At 68.9% G+C, this 18978-nt stretch carries 21 protein-coding genes, 1 tRNA gene and 1 pseudogene; 19 read left to right on the forward strand and 4 right to left on the reverse strand.

What is annotated here, in order from left to right:
* The first annotated feature begins 1 nt into the window (after position 1).
* The 4 genes from BBK82_RS10715 (at position 2) to BBK82_RS10730 (ending at position 3034) form a co-directional block, all read left to right on the forward strand.
* Positions 2–964: a hypothetical protein gene (locus BBK82_RS10715; protein WP_065914870.1), complete on the forward strand. Its 963-nt coding sequence runs from the start codon at positions 2–4 to the stop codon at positions 962–964.
* Between the two features lie 52 nt (positions 965–1016).
* Positions 1017–1625, forward strand: a complete 609-nt coding sequence (locus tag BBK82_RS10720; RefSeq protein WP_065914871.1) for a hypothetical protein — start codon at positions 1017–1019, stop codon at positions 1623–1625.
* Positions 1626–1856: 231 nt separating this feature from the next.
* Complete coding sequence (locus BBK82_RS10725; protein ID WP_065914872.1) at positions 1857–2858, forward strand: SU10 major capsid protein; 1002 nt, start codon at positions 1857–1859, stop codon at positions 2856–2858.
* Positions 2855–3034: a hypothetical protein gene (locus BBK82_RS10730; protein WP_065914873.1), complete on the forward strand. Its 180-nt coding sequence runs from the start codon at positions 2855–2857 to the stop codon at positions 3032–3034. Before BBK82_RS10725 ends, BBK82_RS10730 begins: the two co-directional genes overlap by 4 nt.
* Before the next feature lie 20 nt (positions 3035–3054).
* On the opposite strand, the gene BBK82_RS10735 is transcribed toward BBK82_RS10730, so the two are convergent.
* Positions 3055–3249, reverse strand: a complete 195-nt coding sequence (locus BBK82_RS10735) for a hypothetical protein (RefSeq protein ID WP_065914874.1) — start codon at positions 3247–3249, stop codon at positions 3055–3057.
* Positions 3250–4121: 872 nt separating this feature from the next.
* Here BBK82_RS10735 and BBK82_RS10740 point away from each other — a divergent pair.
* From BBK82_RS10740 to BBK82_RS56705, 15 genes and pseudogenes are all read left to right on the forward strand, one after another.
* Positions 4122–4451, forward strand: a complete 330-nt coding sequence (locus BBK82_RS10740; protein ID WP_154697241.1) for a head-tail adaptor protein — start codon at positions 4122–4124, stop codon at positions 4449–4451.
* Between the two features lie 3 nt (positions 4452–4454).
* Positions 4455–4775 carry a hypothetical protein gene (locus BBK82_RS10745; protein WP_065914876.1) on the forward strand — a complete coding sequence of 107 codons (321 nt, stop codon included), beginning with the start codon at positions 4455–4457 and terminating at the stop codon, positions 4773–4775.
* Between the two features lie 35 nt (positions 4776–4810).
* Positions 4811–5203 (forward strand): hypothetical protein, encoded by a 393-nt coding sequence (locus BBK82_RS10750; protein WP_154697242.1) that lies wholly within the window; start codon positions 4811–4813, stop codon positions 5201–5203.
* A gap of 97 nt (positions 5204–5300) precedes the next feature.
* Positions 5301–5927: a phage tail tube protein gene (locus BBK82_RS10755; RefSeq protein ID WP_065914878.1), complete on the forward strand. Its 627-nt coding sequence runs from the start codon at positions 5301–5303 to the stop codon at positions 5925–5927.
* A 22-nt stretch (positions 5928–5949) separates the two neighbouring features.
* Positions 5950–6231 carry a hypothetical protein gene (locus BBK82_RS10760; protein WP_065914879.1) on the forward strand — a complete coding sequence of 94 codons (282 nt, stop codon included), beginning with the start codon at positions 5950–5952 and terminating at the stop codon, positions 6229–6231.
* 113 nt (positions 6232–6344) lie between these two features.
* Positions 6345–6632, forward strand: a complete 288-nt coding sequence (locus BBK82_RS10765) for a hypothetical protein (protein ID WP_065914880.1) — start codon at positions 6345–6347, stop codon at positions 6630–6632.
* Between the two features lie 51 nt (positions 6633–6683).
* The gene (locus BBK82_RS10770) at positions 6684–9554 is read left to right on the forward strand and encodes a phage tail protein (protein WP_065914881.1); all 2871 of its coding nucleotides are present in this window, start codon (positions 6684–6686) and stop codon (positions 9552–9554) included.
* Complete coding sequence (locus tag BBK82_RS10775; RefSeq protein WP_065914882.1) at positions 9551–10348, forward strand: hypothetical protein; 798 nt, start codon at positions 9551–9553, stop codon at positions 10346–10348. Before BBK82_RS10770 ends, BBK82_RS10775 begins: the two co-directional genes overlap by 4 nt.
* Positions 10349–10484: 136 nt before the next feature.
* A complete protein-coding gene (locus BBK82_RS10780) occupies positions 10485–12539 on the forward strand; it encodes a hypothetical protein (RefSeq protein WP_065914883.1) in 2055 nt (684 codons plus the stop codon).
* 490 nt (positions 12540–13029) lie between these two features.
* On the forward strand, positions 13030–13323 hold the full coding sequence (locus tag BBK82_RS10785) for a hypothetical protein (RefSeq protein WP_154697243.1): 294 nt from the start codon (positions 13030–13032) through the stop codon (positions 13321–13323).
* A gap of 80 nt (positions 13324–13403) precedes the next feature.
* Positions 13404–14153, forward strand: a complete 750-nt coding sequence (locus tag BBK82_RS10790) for a peptidoglycan-binding domain-containing protein (RefSeq protein WP_065914885.1) — start codon at positions 13404–13406, stop codon at positions 14151–14153.
* Positions 14150–14560, forward strand: coding sequence for a hypothetical protein (locus tag BBK82_RS53955; RefSeq protein WP_237048124.1), 411 nt, complete (start codon positions 14150–14152; stop codon positions 14558–14560). The genes BBK82_RS10790 and BBK82_RS53955 overlap by 4 nt, the downstream gene beginning before the upstream one ends.
* 56 nt (positions 14561–14616) lie before the next feature.
* Entirely contained in the window at positions 14617–15327 is a 711-nt protein-coding gene (locus BBK82_RS10800; RefSeq protein WP_065914886.1) for a GP88 family protein, read from the forward strand.
* A gap of 83 nt (positions 15328–15410) precedes the next feature.
* Positions 15411–15554: a hypothetical protein gene (locus BBK82_RS50115; protein ID WP_154697244.1), complete on the forward strand. Its 144-nt coding sequence runs from the start codon at positions 15411–15413 to the stop codon at positions 15552–15554.
* A gap of 215 nt (positions 15555–15769) precedes the next feature.
* Positions 15770–16696 (forward strand): annotated as a pseudogene (locus BBK82_RS56705) (recombinase family protein); the annotation flags it as partial.
* Positions 16697–17294: 598 nt separating this feature from the next.
* Here the strand turns inward: BBK82_RS56705 and BBK82_RS10820 are convergent.
* The 3 genes from BBK82_RS10820 to BBK82_RS10830 all read right to left on the reverse strand — a co-directional run bounded on the left by BBK82_RS10820 (position 17295) and on the right by BBK82_RS10830 (position 18974).
* A tRNA-Ala gene (locus BBK82_RS10820) sits at positions 17295–17370 on the reverse strand.
* Positions 17371–17427: 57 nt separating this feature from the next.
* On the reverse strand, positions 17428–18165 hold the full coding sequence (locus BBK82_RS10825) for a gephyrin-like molybdotransferase receptor GlpR (protein ID WP_065914890.1): 738 nt from the start codon (positions 18163–18165) through the stop codon (positions 17428–17430).
* Positions 18166–18320: 155 nt separating this feature from the next.
* Positions 18321–18974, reverse strand: coding sequence for a GNAT family N-acetyltransferase (locus BBK82_RS10830; RefSeq protein ID WP_065914891.1), 654 nt, complete (start codon positions 18972–18974; stop codon positions 18321–18323).
* Positions 18975–18978: the final 4 nt, after the last annotated feature.

Genomic DNA, 18978 nt, shown 5'->3' on the forward strand with positions numbered 1-18978 from the left:
TATGACCGAGGTGGACGCCGAGTTCTACACCGCACAGCAACGGATCGTCCGCACCGCCGCCAACGAGGCCCAGACCGCCTGGAGGCAGTTGGACGGCCCGGCGCTCGATTCGGCCGCCGCAGCTGCTGTCCGCCTGCAGGTCGTTGCGGCGACCGAACAGGCCCAGGCCGAGGCCGCCGCCCTGGCACCCCTGTACATGGCCGCCACCCTGGCCGCCCTGGGTGCGGTGTCCAACCCGGTCGGTGCGCTCGTCGCGGCGATGTTCTCCGGGCTGGCCACCAACGGCCTGCCGCTGGCCGCGCTGGTGGACTTCGCGTTGCGCCGCTACCGGCTGGCCATGCTCGCCGGCGTGCCCCCGTCCGAGGCCCGCGCGCTCGGCCTGGCCAAGCTGCTGACCTACGTGACGACGGAGACCGCCGACGCCGGCCGCCTCGCCCGACACACGGCCGCGATCGCAGAACCCGCGCTCGCCGGATACGAGCGGGTCGTGACGCTTCCCGCGTGCGGGCGGTGCATCCTGCTGGCCGGTCGGCTCTACAGCTTCTCGACCGGTTTCGAGCGGCATCCCACCTGTGACTGCGACATGCGCCCGGTCACCCACGAGCAGTGGCGGCAGGACCGGCCGAGTAACACCCCGCGTGGCCTGTTCGAGTCGATGACCACCGCCCAGCAGAACAAGGCCTTCGGCCCCGGCGACGCTGAGGCGATCCGGGCCGGAGCCGACATCTCCCGCACCGTCAACGCCCGCCGTAAAAACGCGGTCTACGTCGCGGGCGGCCACGAGTACACCCTCGACGCCACCACGGTGCGCGGCCACGGCCGCCAGCTCGGCGAGCTGGCCAAGCACAGCGGCCGGTATAGCCGCTCCCGCACCCCACGCCCGACCGCCGCCCAGCTCGTCAACACCGCCCGCGACCGCGCCGAGCTGACCACCCAGCTCCGCCGCTTCGGCTACCTGCGCTGACCTAGCCGTTTCCTGTTTCATCCTTGCCCCGGAAAGGGGGTTTTTCGACCCTGTGTCCCAGCCCATCACCCCGGCCGCCAACCCCGCCGACGCGCCGCCCGCCAGTCCCGTGCAGGCCGCCCCGGCAACCCCGCCCGTCCAGCCGACCACCCCGCCCGTAACCGATCCGGCCGCCGACGCTGCGCCGGACTACAAGGCGCTCTACGAGCAGTCGCAGACCAAGCTGTCCAAGGCCGAGACCACCGCGCGGGAGCACCGCGACAAGGCCAAGCGCCTGGACGAGATCGAGGCCGCGCAGCAGACCGAGACCGAACGCGCCAACGCCCGCGCCACGGCCGTGGAACAGCAACTCGCCACCCTGCGCCGCACGGCGCTGGACGCGGAGATCCGCGCCGCCGCGACCGGCTGGGCCGACCCGTCCGACGCGCCCCGCTACCTCGACGACCGGGGCTACCTGGCCGAGACGGCGCGATCGACACGGCCGCCATCACCGCCGACCTCGCCGCGGTGCTCACCGCGCGCCCGCACCTCGCTCGCGTTGACGGCCCGCGCCAACCAGCACCCGACCCGTCGCAGGGCCAGCGCAACGGCCCGTCCGGCACGGCGGAGCAGATCCGCGAGGCCGAGGCCCGAGGCGACTGGGCAACGGCCATCTCCCTGAAGAACCAGCGACTCGCCCAGATGGCCCGCGAACAGCGCTGACCTGGCGCGCTCTCCCCTATTCACCGTGAATACTCGGCTCCGCCTGACGGCGACTCTTCCGCGCACACGCGCACGTAGGGACGGGCGGCCGAGAACACCCACCACCACACTCGCGATGCCGCCCGCCCCGTGCGCGGCGGCAGAGACCTGACGGCGGCACGCCGGGAATCCCCTACACCCCAAGGATTCCATGCCTGGCATTGCTGCCATCGCGAACACCTACAACTCCCCGAACTACGTGGGCGAACTCTTCGCCCTCACCCCGTCCGACACGCCTTTTCTCTCCTCGATCGGCGGTCTGACTGGAGGCAAGCGGGCGAACGGCGTCGTGCACACGTGGTCTGTCTACGACCTGCGGCCCCCGGACGCGAACCGTCAGCGCGTTGAAGGCGGTGACGCCCCGGCGGCGGAGACCCGCGTCCGTGGCCAGGACCGCAACGTCCTGGAAATCCACCAGGAAACGGTCGGCGTCTCCTACACCCGGCAGGCCTCCCAGCAGATGTTCGCCGGCACGGGCTCGGCGAACCCGAACGCCGCGAGCATTGGCGGCACCAACGCCGTGACGAACGAGATGGACTGGCAGACCCGCCAGGCCCTTGTGCAGATCGGCCGTGACGTCGAACTCGGGTTCATCGTCGGCAAGTTCCAGGAGCCCACCGACAACTCCACGGTGCGCAAGACGCGCGGCATCCTGGAGGCCACCAAGACCAACGTCATCACCAACGCCACCGCCAAGCCGCTGACCGAGGCAATGATCCTCGACCTGTTGCAGAAGGTGTGGGAGAACGGCGGTATCCAGGTCAGCGAGACCGCGACCCTGATGTGTGCGGCGTGGCAGAAGCGTCAGCTCACCAACGAGTTCGTCACCAAGAAGAACTATCAGGAGCAGTCGCGCAACGTCGGCGGCGTCGCCGTCTCCACGATCGAGACCGATTTCGGGCGGCTCAACATCATGCTGAACCGCTACATGCCCGCTGACACGGTGCAGGTCGTCAGCCTCGACCAGTGCGCCCCAGTGCTGCTGGAGACCCCCGGCAAGGGCTTCCTGTTCTCGGAGCCGTTGGCGCGCACGGGTTCCACCGACAAGGCGCAGATCTACGGCGAGATCTCGCTGGAGTACGGACCGGAGATCGCGCACGGCAAGGTCACCGGCCTGACCACTGCGGCCCCGGCCGGAGGTGGTGGCGCATGAGGTTCACGTCCACCGTCTACAAGGAACTCGTCGTGCACGACCTCGGCGTCACCTTCCACGAGGGTGAGGCCGAGGTGACCGACAAGGCCACCGCCGACGCGCTCCGCGGACTGCCCGCGGAGCTCGGCGTGCGCGCGGTCGGCGGCCGACCTTCGAAGGATCAGGCCCAGTCGTGAGCACCTAGTGGGGGCCGGTGTCACACCACGCCCGCTTGGTGCAGCACCGCCAGGGTTACAACGGCAACGCCGCTCAAGGTCGCCAACACGAGCTTGAGAACGCGATATGCGGCGTCCTGCTGCTGCTTGGTCGTCGCCGTGATCGCCTTGTACCCGGCGTAGGCGATGAGCAGCACGAACATGGCGACAGCGCCACCGATCAACAAGTCCTTCATGGACTCAGTTCCCTTCAACCCAAGCAACGAGGTGTGAAGGGGAGAAGTCAGCGGTTAATTACATAGTTTACATGCATTGCCGTGACCCCCTCGCTCAATCTTGCCAGACGGCAAAGACAGTCACGAGGCCGCTCTTCACCTCACCAGTGTCAGGCCATTTCTGAGGCGCGCGAAACCCTCAAATCTTTCTGTGGATAACTCGCGGCCTGTGGACAACTGCGGCTGAAACCGGCTCTTGAGGTTGCGCGGTGGTGCTGTGTCTGCACCTACTTCGCTGGCCACCGTCGATGATGTCCAGGCACGCACAGAACAGCAGTTCACACCTGCTGAGCGCACCCGCGTCACCGTCCTGTGCGCAGACGCCTCAGCGATGGCGCACACCCTCGTCCCGACCATGACTACCCCGCCGCCAGCCACGGCAGTCGGGGTGATTTGCGCTGCTGTGCTACGTGCGCTTGCAGCGCCACCGGAGGGGTTGAAGGAAGAGGCGATCGGCGGGCATTCCCGCACGCTCGCTCATGACGGCGGGGGTCTGTACTTCACCGCTGCCGAGCTGGAACTCCTGCGTCCGCCCGTGCCCTCGCCACGCGGGGCGTTCTCGATCTGGACGTAGCCGCCGCCGAGGCCCAAGCCGCTACGCCGGCGGCGACACCCCACATCGCCACGGCAGCGACGATCGGCCACCACACAGACTCGGTGACCGCGAGCAGCACGTTGACCACCGCGCAGGACAGCAACACGAGCACCGACACACAGAGCACCGCGCGTGCCCCTGCGCTCGTCGCGTCCTGCCCGGCCATGCCCGTTCCTCGCCTTCCTGTTGATCCCGATGTATCGCCTCTCGACCTGCTCTGTTACCGAAGGAGGTGAGGGTGCAGCTCCCTCACATCGTCACGTTCGTTGATCCCCTGGAGGGCGAGGACCAGTACGGAAACCCTTCCCCCGCCCTGTTCTACGGCCCTGGAGCGCCTCGCCGGGACGTGCGCGGCTACATGCAGCCCCACACCGGTTCCGAACCCGTGGAGGCGGGCCGTCAGCCGGTGATCTCGCGCTGGAGGCTGTTCACCTACGCCCCGGTCGGCCCGCGTGACCAGGTCGAGTGGCGCGGCCGGACGTTCCGCATCGACGGCATGCCCGAAGTGTGGGAACCGGCGTTCGGCCGCCCCCGGTTCTGGGTGCGCCTCGTGGAAGTGGAGGGCTAAAGCATGTCCCGCGCTTTCCAGGGCTTCCGCGTCGACCGTGACGGCGTCGCCGAGATCCTCCAGTCCCCCACACTGGCCGCCCACATCAAGGCCCTCGCCGAGGAAGTGGCGACCGGCGCCCGCTCGCAGGGCCACCGGGTCACCTCCGACGACCTGCTGCCCGTCGACGTCCTGCACGACCCCGCCCCCGACCGAGTCGCCTACACCGTCGCCGTGCAGCACCCGGCCGGGATGGGCATGGAGGCCAAGCACGGCATCCTGACCCGCGCGGCCGAAGCCCTCGGCCTCGACGTGCACGGCATCGACACCCGCCGCGACACATGACCGGCCCCGCCCCGATTCCCGTTCCCATCGACGCGGTGGAACTCGTCCTCACGGTGCTGCGCCCCCTGCTGGCCGCCCGCCCCGAACCCGTCCTGAAAGGCCTGAAGATCGGCACCGAGACCGGCCACGGCCGTGAGGGCGGACCGCCGTCCCTGCCCTGGTTACGCCTCACCGAGGAAAGCCACACGTGGCGGTGGCCCGCCGTGCAACGCGTCGTGCTCCGGCTGACCTGCTGGCACCGCACCGACCACGACGCCAAGGCCGCGGTAGGCCTAGCCCTCGCCGTGTTGTGCTCGCTGCGCGGTGTTCGTGGCGTGCTCGATGTCGAGCCGATCGTGGGTCCGATCGCCGCACCAGACCCGCACACCCGCAAGCCGCTCGCGACCGCGACGGCCGCCGTCCGCATCCGGACACCCGCCCGACCCTGAACCCCGTCCGCTACGGAGGCTCCGCCGCCGTTACTCGAGACGATTCCCGCGAGTGCGCTCCGGGGCCTCCAGCCCGCACCCCTGGAGGCACCCCCGCTTGAGCCTGCACCCCACCCTTGTCCGTGTCCCCGGCACGGGCGAACTGTCACTCGCACCACCCGGCACCCCCGAACCGCCCGACTCGACCACCGCACTGGCCGCCGCCTGGACCGGCCTCGGGTTGTCCACTGAAGACGGTGTGACGATCAAGCGCACGATCGAGAAGTCCGGTACGACGCACTGGCAGCAGATCACCCCGGCCCGCTACATCTACACCTCCCAGGAACTCACCGTCGCCAGCGTGTTCCAGGAGTCCAAGGGCGCGGTCCTGAGCGTCTACTTCGGCGGCATGACCTTCGCCGAGACCGCGACCGGCAGCAAGAAGTACCGCGCGGAGATCAGCGCCGTCCCCAAGGGCGACGAACGCGCGCTGTGCGTGGACTGGACAGACCAGATCAGCGCCACCGAGATCTACCACCACCGGCTCTACGTCCCCCGCGTCGAGGTCTCCGAGACCGCCGACGCCCAGTGGACCCGCACCCAGGAAGCCCGATGGGGCCTCACCTTCGCCGCCCTCTCGCCCGCCTCCGGCACCACCTTGGCCGTGTGGCTGACCGATGACCCCGCCGTCCTGCTGGCCACCCCCGGCGGCGGCTCTCTCGCCGCCTCCGGCAAGTCCGACTAAGAACCGTTAGGAGACAACAACTGTGAGTCAGCGTCAGCGCCGTGAGGCGACCGGCACCACCCAGACTGGCGGCAAGCCCGGCTCGGCGGTGATGTGGCGGGGCAAGCGGTTCGGCCTGCCCGCACCACAGGACTACCCGCTGGACGCGATCGAGGCCGAGGAGAGCGGCCAGACTCTCACCGCCCTGCGGCTCATCCTCGGCGACGACCAGTATTCCACCTTCCGCACGCTCGCCCGCACCACGGGCGACGCGGACGACTTCTCCAAGGCGATCATGCGGGAGCTGGGGCGGGGAAACCGGTAGTCGTCGGCCGCCTGCTGGCCGACGACACCACCGCCGAAGCCCTCGAAACCGACCTCCTCCGGTACGGGGTCGACCTGCTCGACCTCTACCGAGGCCGCCTGTCCTACCGCCGCGTGTGCGCCCTGGTCGCCAACCTCCCCGCCGACGCGGCCGTGTGGCGGTCGGCGGGCACCGACGCCGGCTGGACCCGGACGGATCTCGCGCTGGCCGCACTGGAACGCCGCGTCACGCTGCTGTGGGCCACGGTCGCCACCGCTCTCGGGCACAAGGTCACCGACGCCGACGTCGTGGGGCCGTTCGACACCTCTGCCACCTCGCCCGCGCTGACTGCGGGAGGAGGTGAACCAGGACCGGAACAGAAGTCCATGCGCGAGATCGCGCTGTGGATGCGGGGCGGGTGATCGCCCCTGACCTATGTCGGCCACACCTACCTCAAGATCCTGCCCAGCCTCGTGGGCCTCGGCGCGGCCGTGAAGAAGGCCATCAACGACGAGGAACGCGGCGCACCCAACATCAGCCTCGGCGCACAGATCCAGACCGCCCTGGCCCGCGCACAGCTCCAGCAGCTCGCCGCCCAAGGCGACCAGACCGCCATGCGGCTGCTCGCCCAGCTCGACACCGCACCCGCCGAACGCGACGCCGCCGCCCTGCGGGAACGGCAGAGCCGGAAGGCGATCCAGATTCGCGCGGTCCTGGACCGCTCGTTCACCGCCAGCCTCGCCGGACTCGGGCAACTGGACCGCGCACTCACCGGCACCACGGCATCCGTCGTCAGCAACACCGCCAGCGTCGGCGCGGCCACTCTGAAATACGGCGCTTACGCCGCTGCTCTCGCGCAGGCCATCAGCGTCACGGGCGGTTTGGGTGCGGCGGCGGCCACCGCCTCGGGCTCACTGCTGGTGCTCCCGGCCGTGGGCATCGCCGCGGCACTCGCCGTCAAGACGCTCAAGCTCGGCGTCGAGGGCCTGTCCGAGGCATTCGACGCGGAGTCCGCCGAGGACTACGCCAAGGCCGTCAAGGACTTCCCGCCCGCGATGCGGGAGACCACCGACGCCGTGCGGGCACTGCGACCGCAACTCGACGGCCTCCAGCTCGACATCCGCACCCGCTTGTTCGAGGGGCTCGGCAAGGAGGTCGAGCAGCTCGGCGGGACCTACCTGCCGGTGCTGCGCGGCGGCCTGGCCGACATCGCCGGAGGCTTCAACCTCGCCGCCCGCAACGCATCCGCGTTCGCCCGCGACGGCCGCACCGTCGACGACGTCCGGCTGATCCTCGACCAGACCGGCCAGTCCGTCCGCGCCCTGTCCGGCGGGGCCGCGCCGCTGCTCCAGATCATCCGTGACCTGGCGGCGGTCGGCTCCGAGTTCCTGCCGGGCTTCGCGTCCGGATTCGCGGACGGCGCAACGAGTCTCGCCGACTTCGTCAGCCGCGCCCGCGAGACCGGCCAGCTCCGGGAGTGGATGAGCGCCGGGTTGTCGGCGGTCGGCGACTTCCTGACCACCGTGGCCAACCTGGGCCGGATCGTGTTCACGGTCCTGTCCGCCGCGAACACCCACGGCGCAAGCCTGTTCGCCACCCTCTCCGCCCTCACCGGCTCCCTGCTGACATTTCTGCGCAGTGCCGAGGGAACCGTTGCACTACAACAGTTCTTCGGCGGATTATCCGATGCGACATCGGGTCTGCTGACGTTGCTGGAGGCAGTGGGCCGCGCCTTCGCCTCCGACACGATCCCCGCTGTCGGCCAGCTCGGCTCATCCCTCGGCGTGGCGTTCACGATGCTGGCCGCTGGAGCAAAACCAGCCGCCGAAATCCTGGCCGTCCTCGCGCCTCTGGCCGGGGTCGCCGCGCAGGCGCTCGCCTCGGTGCTCGTGCCGGCATTGGGCGCTGTCTCCGGCATCGTCGCCGAGCTCGCGCCCGTGGTCGGCGAGCTCGTGCAGGAGCTCGTCGGCGGCGCGCTCGCCGACGGCATCCGCGAACTCACCCCTGACCTGCTCGAACTCGCCCGCGCCGCCAAGCCGCTGATCTCCGCCGTCGGCCAGCTACTCGTCCAGGCGCTCCGCGCGGCCGTGCCCGCCCTCTCGGCGCTGCTCGGCGCGTTGACGCCGATCGCCACCGAGCTGGGCGGCGCGTTCGTCGAAGCCCTCACCGCCGCGCTGCCGCTCATCACGATCTTGGCGACCGTCTTTTCGGATGTTTTGCTGGCCGCGTGGGAGCAGGCCCGGCCCGTGCTGCCTGTGCTGGTCGAGTCGATCCGGCAACTCGTGACCGCCCTGGACCTGTCGGCGGCCACGCCGTCGCTGGTCGAAACCGGCATGCTGCTGGGCAAGATCCTGGCCGAGGCGCTGCGCAACCTCGTTCCGCTGATCCCGCCGCTCGCCGCCGCGTGGATTCAGTTCTGGTCCGAGGGCCTGCTGCCGATGACGCCGCTCTTGCTGCGCATCGTCTCCGAACTGCTGCCCGAGCTGCTCCCGCTGCTCGGCGAACTCGTGCCCGTCATCACGCAAGCCTTGACGATCATGACCGTCTGGAACGCGGCACTACTCAAGCTCGCCGCGCTATTCGTCGAGCACGTGATCCCCGTGCTGAAGCTGTTCATCAACGACGGCGTGAAACCGGTCTTCCGCAACGCCCTGGAGATCATCTCCGCCACCCTCTCGCTCATCCAGGGCGTGATCAACACCGGCCTCGCGCTGCTGTCCGGTGACTGGTCGCGGGCCTGGCGCGGCGTGCAGGACATCGCGTCCGCCGCCTGGCGGCTGCTGGTCTCCGGCGCGGAACTCGGCGTGCGGTCCCTGCTCGGGTTCTTCGGTGGCCTGCCAGGGCAGATCCTGTCCAGCTTCGGCAACGTCGGCTCCCTGCTGCTCGAAGCGGGCAAGAACCTGATTCGCGGCTTCCTGCGCGGCATCGAGTCCATGATCAGCAGCGTGCGCGCGAAGCTGCGCGAGCTGACCGACCTGCTGCCCGACTGGAAGGGACCACCGCAGCGGGATGCGAAGCTGTTGCGCGCCAACGGTGTTCTCATCATGCGTTCGCTGGTGGACGGTTTCGAGGCCGAGGAACCGGCCGTGCGCCGCTACCTCACTGACCTGACCGACCGCATCCCCGCCGCCACGCTCGCCGTGGAGACCGGACCCGTTGCCGCGCAACGACTCGCCGCCCAAGCGGCTGCCACGGCCGGCCGGGACGACCAGAAGGCGGCGGACCTCGCCGCGCTGGTCGAGGCGATCGAACGCCTTGCCGGACGGCCGGTCGTGGTGCAGGTCGGCGCGACCGAGATCGCCCGCGCCACCGCCGAAGGCCAGCACGCACTGTCGCGGAGGTGACGCCGTTGGGTTCGTTGTGGATCGGCCCGCTAGGACGCCTGCGTGAAGTCCGCGACGCGGCCACCGACCTGGACCGGTCCATCAGTCTGGGCGTGCAGGAGTTCGCGGCGCTGTCGGGCGGGATCACTACCACTCGCCTGGCAGCGCCACCGCGCCGCCTCGCCCTGTCCTGGACCGCGATGGCCCCGGCCGAAGCGGGGTGGGTGGAGGCGTTGGCGCGCGGCGTGTTCGGCCCTGGCCCTCTGGCCGTGATCGATCCCGCCGCCCGCAACCTGCTCGATGGCGGGCAGTCGCAGGGGTACGGGCCGCGCGCGGCCTACCTGATGTCCGGGTGGGGCACGCTGAACGAACGCGCGGATCGGGTGATCACCGTGACCGACCCGCGCGACAACGACGGGGTGCTGTTGCTGCACCCGCACTGGTTCGGCTGGCCCGTCGTCCCCGGCCTGCCCGTCCACATGGCCACCGGCCTACCGGACGTGCGCTGCGCCTTCACGTTCTACACAGCCGATCAGGGCTTCGTCGGCGAGGCCGGACCGTCCTCATTGCTGACCGCCGTACCGCCCGCCGGTGCGGTGTTCGTCCTGCCGCGCCTCATCCTGCGCGCCTGGACCGGCACGAAACCGATCGGTCCGGCGCTGCTACGCATGGGCGACCCCGTCACCGCCGACGAGGTCGGCACGCTCGGCGACGGCTGCCCCGCAATGACCGTCACCGGCTACACCGACAAGGCCCGGCCACCGCACCGCGACCTGTCCCTGACCCTCGTGGAGGTCCGCCGTACTCCCCGCTAGCCCGAACCTCACCACCGCCCTACAGAACGCCGAACGCACCAACACCACCCTGACCCGGCTCGCCGGACGCGACCTCACCGACCAAGTCACGTCCTGGACGCTCGATCGCGCCTACGACTCCGATCTGCCCGAGCAGATGCGCGCCGTCAACGGCAGCGCCGCCGCAGAACTGCGGCTCGACCTCACCGGCGTAGACGGCAAGACCGCCGCACAGCTCTACAGCCCCTACGCCCCGCACAGCACGGGCGACATCGCCCGGCCCGGCCAGTCCGTCACCCACGGTTGGGGCCTGGCGGGCGAGACCCTGCCCGGCTTCCGTGGCTCGATCCGCGACCGGACCGCCGACAGCGGCACCGGCACCGTGGCCGTGTCCGCGCTCGACGGCGCCGAGAAGCTCCGCGACGCCGCACGCCTGCCCGCCGTGCTGTCCGCGAACAGCAACCCCATCGCCTCCGGCACCTGGGTTGTCGACCACCTGTTGCGGGAGGCGGGCATCCACACAGCGCCGCCACCGCGTGCGGACTGCACCCTCTACGCCTCGATGCACGGCGGCGTCGTGCCGGACGTCGGGTTCTACCGCGACCACACCCACAACTCCCTGACCTACCGGCGCGACCGCGCGCCGTGGGAGATCGCCGCCATGCCCGGCTCCCAGCCCTTCACCGTGCGCTGGGACCCCCGCACCCGCACCACCGTGGGCGGTCGCGGGTTGTTCGTGGAGTTCTGGGTGGACCGCACAAGCCTTGCCGCGTCTGGGAACCGGGTCGAGATGAAGCTGGTGTTCCAGGCGGACAACAGCATCAACGACATCTACTTCTGGTTCGACTTCAACGAAGACCAGATGAACATCGGCGCGACCGGCACCGGCGGCACCGTCAAGGGCGACGCCGGAATGGGCCTCCGGTTCGCAGGCATCTACCACATCGGCGTGCACTGGACCTGGACCGGCCGCACCCCGTCCGCCCGCTACTTCATCGACAAAGGCGGCGGTGCCTACCGCGAGACCGACATGGGCGCGTTCACCGAACTCGGTTTCTCCCAGCTCAACTACATCGAGTTGTCCTCGGCGTTGCCGATCGAGGCCGTGCAGGTCTCTCTGCGCGAGAACCGCATGACCCAGCAGGAGTTCATCCAGGCCTGGACCCGTGGCGCGGTCCTCGACCAGATCACCTCAGAACTGCGCGCGATCCCGCCCGTACAGGGCTCCGCCTGGGACGTCATCAGCTCCGTAGCCAAAGCCGAACAGGCCACCGCAGAGTTCGATCCCTACGGGGTGTGCCGCTACCGCAACAACACCCGCTTCACCACGCCCGGCCAGACGTTCAACCAGGTGACCTCGGCGCGCGAGATCGCCAGCCTGCGCGTGTCCGAGGCGATCGACTCGATCCGCAACACCGTCGACGTGCCGTACCAGCTCTACACCACCGGCACGCCGGCCGAGCGGTTCACCGAATCCACGGTGCGCACGATCAGCGCGTTCCAGACGGTCACGTTCACCTACGACTACGACGTCTCCGAATACGACAGCCCACCCCCGGTCGTCTACGCCACCACCCTGCCCGCCAACACCAGCCGGGTGCGGTTCTCACCGACGCTCAACGGACAGCTCGGCATTCACGGCTCGATCGAGTCCACCACCGAACGCGACGGCGCAACCCTGCGCGTGACCTTCCGCAACCTGTCCAACAGCGCGTGTTTCATCGTCACCAGCGGTGGCCTGCCGTCGCTGTCGATCTGGTCGCAACGCCTCGCCGCCAACAGTCCCACCCGGCTGTCCACCCGCCGCTACAACACCACCAGCCGCGCCCGATACGGAGCCCAGGTCTTCCAGGTTCCCTCGACGCCGTGGATTCAGACCCTCGGAACCGCCGGACGCATCGCTGACTATCTGCTCTCCGTTGCCGCACAACCACTTCCGGTGCTCGGAGACATCGAGATCCTGCCTGACCCGCGCATCACCCTGGGCGACCTCGTCCGCGTCGTCGACGACGTCGGCGCAACCCTGGACACCTCCGCCTGGGTCATCGGCATCCGCACCAGCGGCGACAACACCGGCCGCATCCGCCAAGTCCTCACCCTGCGCGCCACCACCAGCCCCGGCGTCCCCACCGACACCGGCCTGTTCCCCGACCCCGCCGTCGACCCCGCCGCACGTGACGCTCTTGTGCGCGAGGGCATCCGCGTTCCCTGAGCTATCTGCGGCGTCCACGGCGACGCTTGCGCCGAGACGACCGCTGACCGGCGGGAAGACTCGGCTGAGGATTCGAGTCCCGCTCAATCCGCAACGATCCACCGATTCCCCGGAAGTTCGCGCTCACGGTGAGGCGCTTGGTCGACTGATCGCGCCAGATAACAACGATGACCACGAACCCAGCGAGCACGACGCCCGCCACCACCCATAACCAAGTCACCACAACGCTCCTGCCCGATCCGGCCTGAGCGACAAACCGAGCCCGTGAAGGCGTGCGGCGTGCGGTTCTACTAGTGGTCGTTCTTCAGGCCAACCCGGCTCAGGCGATCGGCAAGCTGCACCGATCTCGGGAAAACCTGTTCAAGGCAGCGTGGCTCAACTGTCCCTGGGCACAGCCCGGGACAGCCCCCTTTCGCTCCGTGACGGGAGCGTAGCGCAGCCATCGACCGCATCGCACGTCTCCTCGCCGCACACCACCGCCAGGAGGCATATGGACCCCGCACTACTGCCTCAGCTCGGCGTGGCCGGTGCGCTCGTGATCGTCGTGGGCTACCTGCTCACCGCCAACCACCGGCTCATGACCGCCAACCGGTCAGACCGCGCTGACTACCTCGCCGCACTCGCCGCCCGCGAAACCGCGCACGCCACCGAGATCACCGCCCTGCGCAACCGCGTCGCAGGCCTCGAAGACCGCATCGGCGAACTCGAAGACGAACTCGACCGCGAGCGCGACCGACGCCGCCAGGCCGAGGACATCGCCGCCGCCGTGCGACGCCACACCTGACCACTCCCGCCCCGAAACGAACGGCCGTCACCGCCTGGTGACGGCCGTTTTTTATTGCCCAACAACAGAAAGAGAAACCCTTGGCCTGGCGTGTAGCCAACTCCCTGCTCATCCTGCGAGACCAGATCAACGCCAAGTTCCCCGGCCGCAACAAGGCCAGCGACGGAACCATCGGCGACGCCAACCACGACGTCACCAGCGACCACTCCCCCTGGTACGGGCCCGGCATCGTCACCGCCCTCGACGTCACCCACGACCCCCGCGCCGGATTCGACATCGACCGGTTCACCGACGAACTCCAGACCTCGCGCGACAACCGGATCAAGTACGTGATCGCCAACGGGCTGATCATGGACAGCCGCCCGCAGTTCTCGCCGTGGCAGTGGGTCCGATACTCCGGCAGCAACCCCCACACCTCGCACGTCCACATCAGCGTCGTGGCCTCCAGCCTGTGCGACGACACCCGGCCGTGGAACCTGCCCATGCTCGGCGGCACGAGCACCCCGCCGCCGACCCGGCCGCCGACAAAGCCACGGTTCCCCCTGCCCCAGAACCACTACTTCGGGCTGATCAGCGGCCCGAACGAGTCCCACGGCGGCGCGCCCGTGTCGATGGGCGGCATCCCGGACGAGCAGTACTTCGTCCGGCTCATCCAAGAGGAGCTTCAGCGCCGCGGCTTCGCCCCGAACGTTGCGGGCTGGGCCGACGGCATCTTCGAGCAGCCCACCAAGGACGCCGTCGCCGCCTGGCAGCGCGCGGCCCGCCCCAACTCCACGTCCCGCTGGGGCGAGGTCTGGTGGGACGACTGGGCCGACCTCATCCGCCCGTGACCGCCCAACCGGTGCCCGCCGAGTCGATGACCGGCGGGCACTGGGTCATCTCCCTCGCCCTCGCCCTCTGGCTGCTCATCAAGGCCAGCAAGGCATTCGTGCTGTGGCTCGAACGCCACGACGGCACCCAACACACCCTGGAGGAACACCCCATGACCGATCCCCGTCCCCGCCCGCTGCGTGCCGTCGCCACCTGGGTAGGCCTCATCGCCGCCCTGGTCTCCTGGCTCGTCGGCTCCGGCCTGCTCACCACCGGCCAGGCCGACGCCATCACCGGCACCGTCTCCGCAGTCCTCGCGCTGCTCGGCGCGTTCGGCGTGGCCCTCGCCGGCGAGAAGCGCGTCACCCCGACGTCCGACCCGCGCGACGACGCCGGCCGGACGCTGACCCCCAACGTCCTGGACTGACGACAAGGAGACCTGTCGTCACCGCCACGACACCCCGGCAGCGCGGGCCCGAACGCATGATCACGCAGAACTCGGGCCTGCGCCGTCACGGCATCTTCAACTACTCCATCCCCGCCCTAGCCGCCAAGCTCGCCGACGGCCGCAACGTCCTGACCTGTCCGAGCGCCGGTGTCTGCGCGAACGTCTGCTACGCCAGGACGGGCACCTACCAGTTCCCCCAGGTCAAGGCCAAACACGCGCGCAACCTCGCCCGGTACCTCGACGACCCCCGGCAGTGGCGGCACGACCTCGTCACTGAGCTGGCCGCGCCGAAGTACCGCAACGGAAAGCTCCGCGTGCACGACAGCGGCGACTACTTCAGCGACGACTACGTCACCGACTGGATGACCGTCGCTCGCGCCGTGCCGGATGTGCTGGTCTACAGCTACACCAAGGAGATCAGCCGGTTTAAGCGCCTCGTGGAGCCCGACCCGCCCGAGAACTTCGCCTGGGTCTACTCCTACGGCGGCAAGGAAGACCACCTCATCAACCCGGCAACCGACCGGATGGCCGACGTCTTTCCGTCCGAAGAGGCGATCACCGCAGCCGGATGGCATACCAACGCCGGGTCCGACCTGGACGCCGTGCTCGGGCCAAGCCCGGTTGGTATGGCCCAGAACCGCATCCCGCACCTGCGCAAGGCCATCGGTCAGCGCACGTTCCGCGAGTGGCAAGCCACCGAGCGAACCGGCACTGCCTCGGCGGCGCTGAACCACCCGCAGCCCTAGTCACGCCCATCCCAGCGCGAGGAGCCCCCAGGCCTCGCGCTGGCCTCGGGGGCTTCCGCGCTGTGTCCCTCGGGAGCCTACGAATGCAGTCAGCAGCCCGCCAGCCGCAGGCCTGGACGGTCGAGCACATCGAGACCACGGACCTGGACGAGGCACAACGTGAGGACGGCGTGAATGCCCTCGCCACGCTCATCAACACCTGGAATGAAATGCAACGTGCCGCGTAAAAACCAGAACTAATCAAATCCGATCAGAAATGCTACATTCCGGTACATGACCGAGAGAAATACCGGAATGGGCAGACCCTTGCCGAAAACCGCGCCCGTTCACGCGTGCGCGTTCATTGTTTGGGGGACTTTCTTTGTCTAGGCGGACACGAGCTAAGAAGGTCGGGCGCGCTGCGGCGGGGCTCGACCTCGACACCGTGCGGGTGGGCATCTACATGCGGCGCAGCACCGACGACGAGAACCAGCCGTACTCGATCGAGGCGCAGGACACCCGACTGGAGGCCTATGTGGCCTCGCAGCCCGGATGGAAGATCGTCAAGAAATTCCAGGACGACGCGTCCGGAAAGACCACCGACCGGCCCGATTTGCAGAAGGCCATGCAGTGGGCCAAGTCGAACATGATCGACGTGTTGCTGGTGTACCGGGTGGACCGGTTCTCACGCAGCCTGCGCGACACGGTGAGTCTGCTGGAGGAACTGGACGAGGCCGGTGTGGCGTTCCGCTCCGCCACCGAGCCGTTCGACACCTCCACCCCCGTCGGCCGGATGATGGTCAACCTCCTGGCGATGTTCGCCCAGTTCGAACGCGACCTCATCGTGGACCGCGTCACGGCGGGCATGGAACGCGCCGCCGACAACGGGCAGTGGAAAGGCGGCCCGCCGCCGTTCGGCTACAAGACCGACCCCGTCACACACCGGCTGCTGCGCAACGAGACCGAAGCCGTCGTCATCCGCCTGATCTTCGACCTGTACACAAAGGACCGACTCGGATCACGGGCAATCGCGAACGAGCTCAACGAACGCGGCCACCGCACCCGAAGCGGCGGACTCTGGGCCTTCAAACGAATCCTGTCCATCCTGGAGAACGACGCCTACCTCGGTGAGATCCACTACCGCGACATCGTCACCAAGGACGCACACGAACCGATCATCACCCGCGAGCAGTTCACTGAAGCCATCCGCCTCATGGATCAACGCGGCGACAGCCACTCACACCGCGCCGCGAGCGGCTCGGACTACATCGCCACCGGCCGCCTGCCCTGCCCCAAGTGCAAGCACGCGATGATCGGCACCCGCGCGAACGGCAAGACCAAGACCTACCGCTACTACACGTGCATGAAGCGGCTCAAGTACGGCAAGGAAGCCTGCGACCAGGACCGCATCAACGCCGACGCCCTCGACCAGGCCATCCTGGACTCGGTGGCCAGCTTCTACAGCAACCAGCACGACCTCATCCGCGAGGCCGTCGACGCCGCTCGCAAAGTCTACGAATCCAGCCACGACGGCGTGGCCGCCGAACTCAAGACCGTCAAGTCCGAGATCAACAAGGTCACCGCGAAGATCGACAAGTACCTGGACGCGTTCGAGGCCGACGCCTTCGACGCCGACGACGAGGCCGCCAAGCGGCGCATGCGAGACCACCGCACCACACAGCAACAGCTACGCGCACGCGAAACCGAACTCCTGGAGGAACTGGAGAACGAGCCCACGATGCCCGACGCCGCCACCCTGGACACCGTCAACCACAACATCCGGGAGATCATCGCGGCGGGTAACCCCAACCAGCGCAAGGCCGTCGTGGAGACCTTCGTAGTCAAAATCAAGATCACCGGACCCGGCCGCATCACACCCGTGTTCCGAGTGCCCAAGGCCGCCGCAACAGCCGCTGTCGCGAATGCAGAAGGGGCGGAACCCGGTAGACCGGATTCCGCCCCTCTGAGTGTTCGTGCATGTAGTTCTTTGGTGGAGCTGAGGGGAATCGAACCCCTGACCTTCTCGATGCGAACGAGACGCGCTACCAACTGTGCTACAGCCCCTTGCGGTGTTACGAGAGAACTATAGCAGGGCAGAAAGGGGTGTTTCACCACCCCCTCCTAAGCCCCCACAGCACCTCGGTACCGCAGCGACTCCAGTCCGTCTAACTCGACGAACACCGGGTCCTCGTCGTCGGAGTCGACCGGGATCGTGCCCGGCAGCACGTGGTGCTCGTAGCGCGGCAGCGGCGGCAGTGCGGGCCGCTCGTCGGCCACCTCGACGACCTCGACCTCGGTGGTCTCGAGGACCTCGACGACCACCGGTGCGTCCTCGACGACGGCGACAGCGCTCGCAGCGGCAGCGGCCTGCTGTTGCGGGCCCGTCGCGCGGCGGCGGCGGACCTGCTGCAGGCGGGCCAGGCGGCGGGCGCGGATCTCCTCCTCGATCCGCACCTGGCGGCGCAGGTAGGTGAGGTAGCCGAGCAGCAGGAGGTCGAGGCCCGCGTGGCCGTACCAGAGCGGCGGGTAGAAGACGCCGGCGACCACGCCCGTCACCACCGCGGCGACCAGCAGGAACGCCACGACTCTGCGGCGGAACGCGTACTTGGCCTGTGCCACCAGGGCGGCGGTCTCCGGGTCGTAGCCACCGCGGCCGCGCCGGAACGGGCGCTCGACGTACTCCTCCTCGTCGAAGTAGTCGTCGTCGATGTCGTGGATGTCGTCGTACTCGGCGTCGGGCATGGCGTCGTACTCCTCCCCCACGCTGCGCGCACTCTCCTGGCGCTTGCGGGCCACCATGGGGACGAGGACGACCAGCCAGGCGACGACCAGCGCAACGATGATCAGCGAACTCGGCATTCCCCGTTCACCTCCCCCGGCCCACGCGTGGTGCTGTCACCACGCTAGTCACAACAGTCACACCAGTGTCGGAGGCTCGCCGAGCGCGGTGCGTACCAAAGTGTGGTGTATCACCCACTTTTGGGTGAAGCGATTAGGACGAACGGAAGCGGAGGTCAGGGAAGACGGGCCTCTCCGCGTGCGACCAAACGGCGCACTAGGCCATCGGAGACCTCTTCGGCGGTGATCGCGAAACAGAGGTGGTCGCGCCACTGTCCGGCAACATCCAGATAACGCTTGAAGAGGCCTTCCTCGCGGTATCCGGACTTGGCGAGGACGCGAAGTGAGGGCGCGTTCTCGGGTCGCACGGTCGCTTCGAGGCGGTGCAGACCAGCGTGGCGGAAGGCGTGGTCGGTGAGCAACGCGACGGCCGCCGTTGCGACGCCTCCGCCCGCCCGATCGGCCGCGACCCAGTACCCGATCCAGGCCGAGCGCAGTGAGCCGCGGACGATGTTGCCGACGGTGATCTGGCCGGCCACCTCGCCGTTCACGGTGATCATGAACGGCAGAGTGGTGCCGCGCCTGGCCATCGAGCGCAGCGCCGACCACTGGGCCGGCCAGGACATCAGGGCGTTGCGCTCGTCCCAGCCCTCCACGGCGGTGGGTTCCCACTGCTCCAGGTAGGCGCGGTCGCGGATCCGCAGGCGCGACCACCTCGCCCCGTCGAACAGGCGCGGGCCGCGCAGCTCGACGGTTCCCGCGCGCACGTCGAGCGGCCCCAGCCGGACCGGCCAGCCGGGGTGCCGTCCGAGATCAGCGAAAGCGCTCATCGAC

The sequence above is a fragment of the Lentzea guizhouensis genome (assembly GCF_001701025.1).
GTDB lineage: Bacteria > Actinomycetota > Actinomycetes > Mycobacteriales > Pseudonocardiaceae > Lentzea > Lentzea guizhouensis.

What these genes read in the sequence shown, in the direction of transcription:
- BBK82_RS10825 (WP_065914890.1), bottom strand. Translation starts at nt 18,165, where the DNA reads ATGCCGAGTTCGCTGATCATCGTTGCGCTGGTCGTCGCCTGGCTGGTC.
- BBK82_RS10725 (WP_065914872.1), top strand. Translation starts at nt 1,857, where the DNA reads ATGCCTGGCATTGCTGCCATCGCGAACACCTACAACTCCCCGAACTAC.
- BBK82_RS10780 (WP_065914883.1), top strand. Translation starts at nt 10,485, where the DNA reads ATGCGCGCCGTCAACGGCAGCGCCGCCGCAGAACTGCGGCTCGACCTC.
- BBK82_RS10785 (WP_154697243.1), top strand. Translation starts at nt 13,030, where the DNA reads ATGGACCCCGCACTACTGCCTCAGCTCGGCGTGGCCGGTGCGCTCGTG.
- BBK82_RS10735 (WP_065914874.1), bottom strand. Translation starts at nt 3,249, where the DNA reads ATGAAGGACTTGTTGATCGGTGGCGCTGTCGCCATGTTCGTGCTGCTC.
- BBK82_RS10745 (WP_065914876.1), top strand. Translation starts at nt 4,455, where the DNA reads ATGTCCCGCGCTTTCCAGGGCTTCCGCGTCGACCGTGACGGCGTCGCC.
- BBK82_RS10715 (WP_065914870.1), top strand. Translation starts at nt 2, where the DNA reads ATGACCGAGGTGGACGCCGAGTTCTACACCGCACAGCAACGGATCGTC.
- BBK82_RS10800 (WP_065914886.1), top strand. Translation starts at nt 14,617, where the DNA reads ATGATCACGCAGAACTCGGGCCTGCGCCGTCACGGCATCTTCAACTAC.
- BBK82_RS10830 (WP_065914891.1), bottom strand. Translation starts at nt 18,974, where the DNA reads ATGAGCGCTTTCGCTGATCTCGGACGGCACCCCGGCTGGCCGGTCCGG.
- BBK82_RS50115 (WP_154697244.1), top strand. Translation starts at nt 15,411, where the DNA reads ATGCAGTCAGCAGCCCGCCAGCCGCAGGCCTGGACGGTCGAGCACATC.
- BBK82_RS10730 (WP_065914873.1), top strand. Translation starts at nt 2,855, where the DNA reads ATGAGGTTCACGTCCACCGTCTACAAGGAACTCGTCGTGCACGACCTC.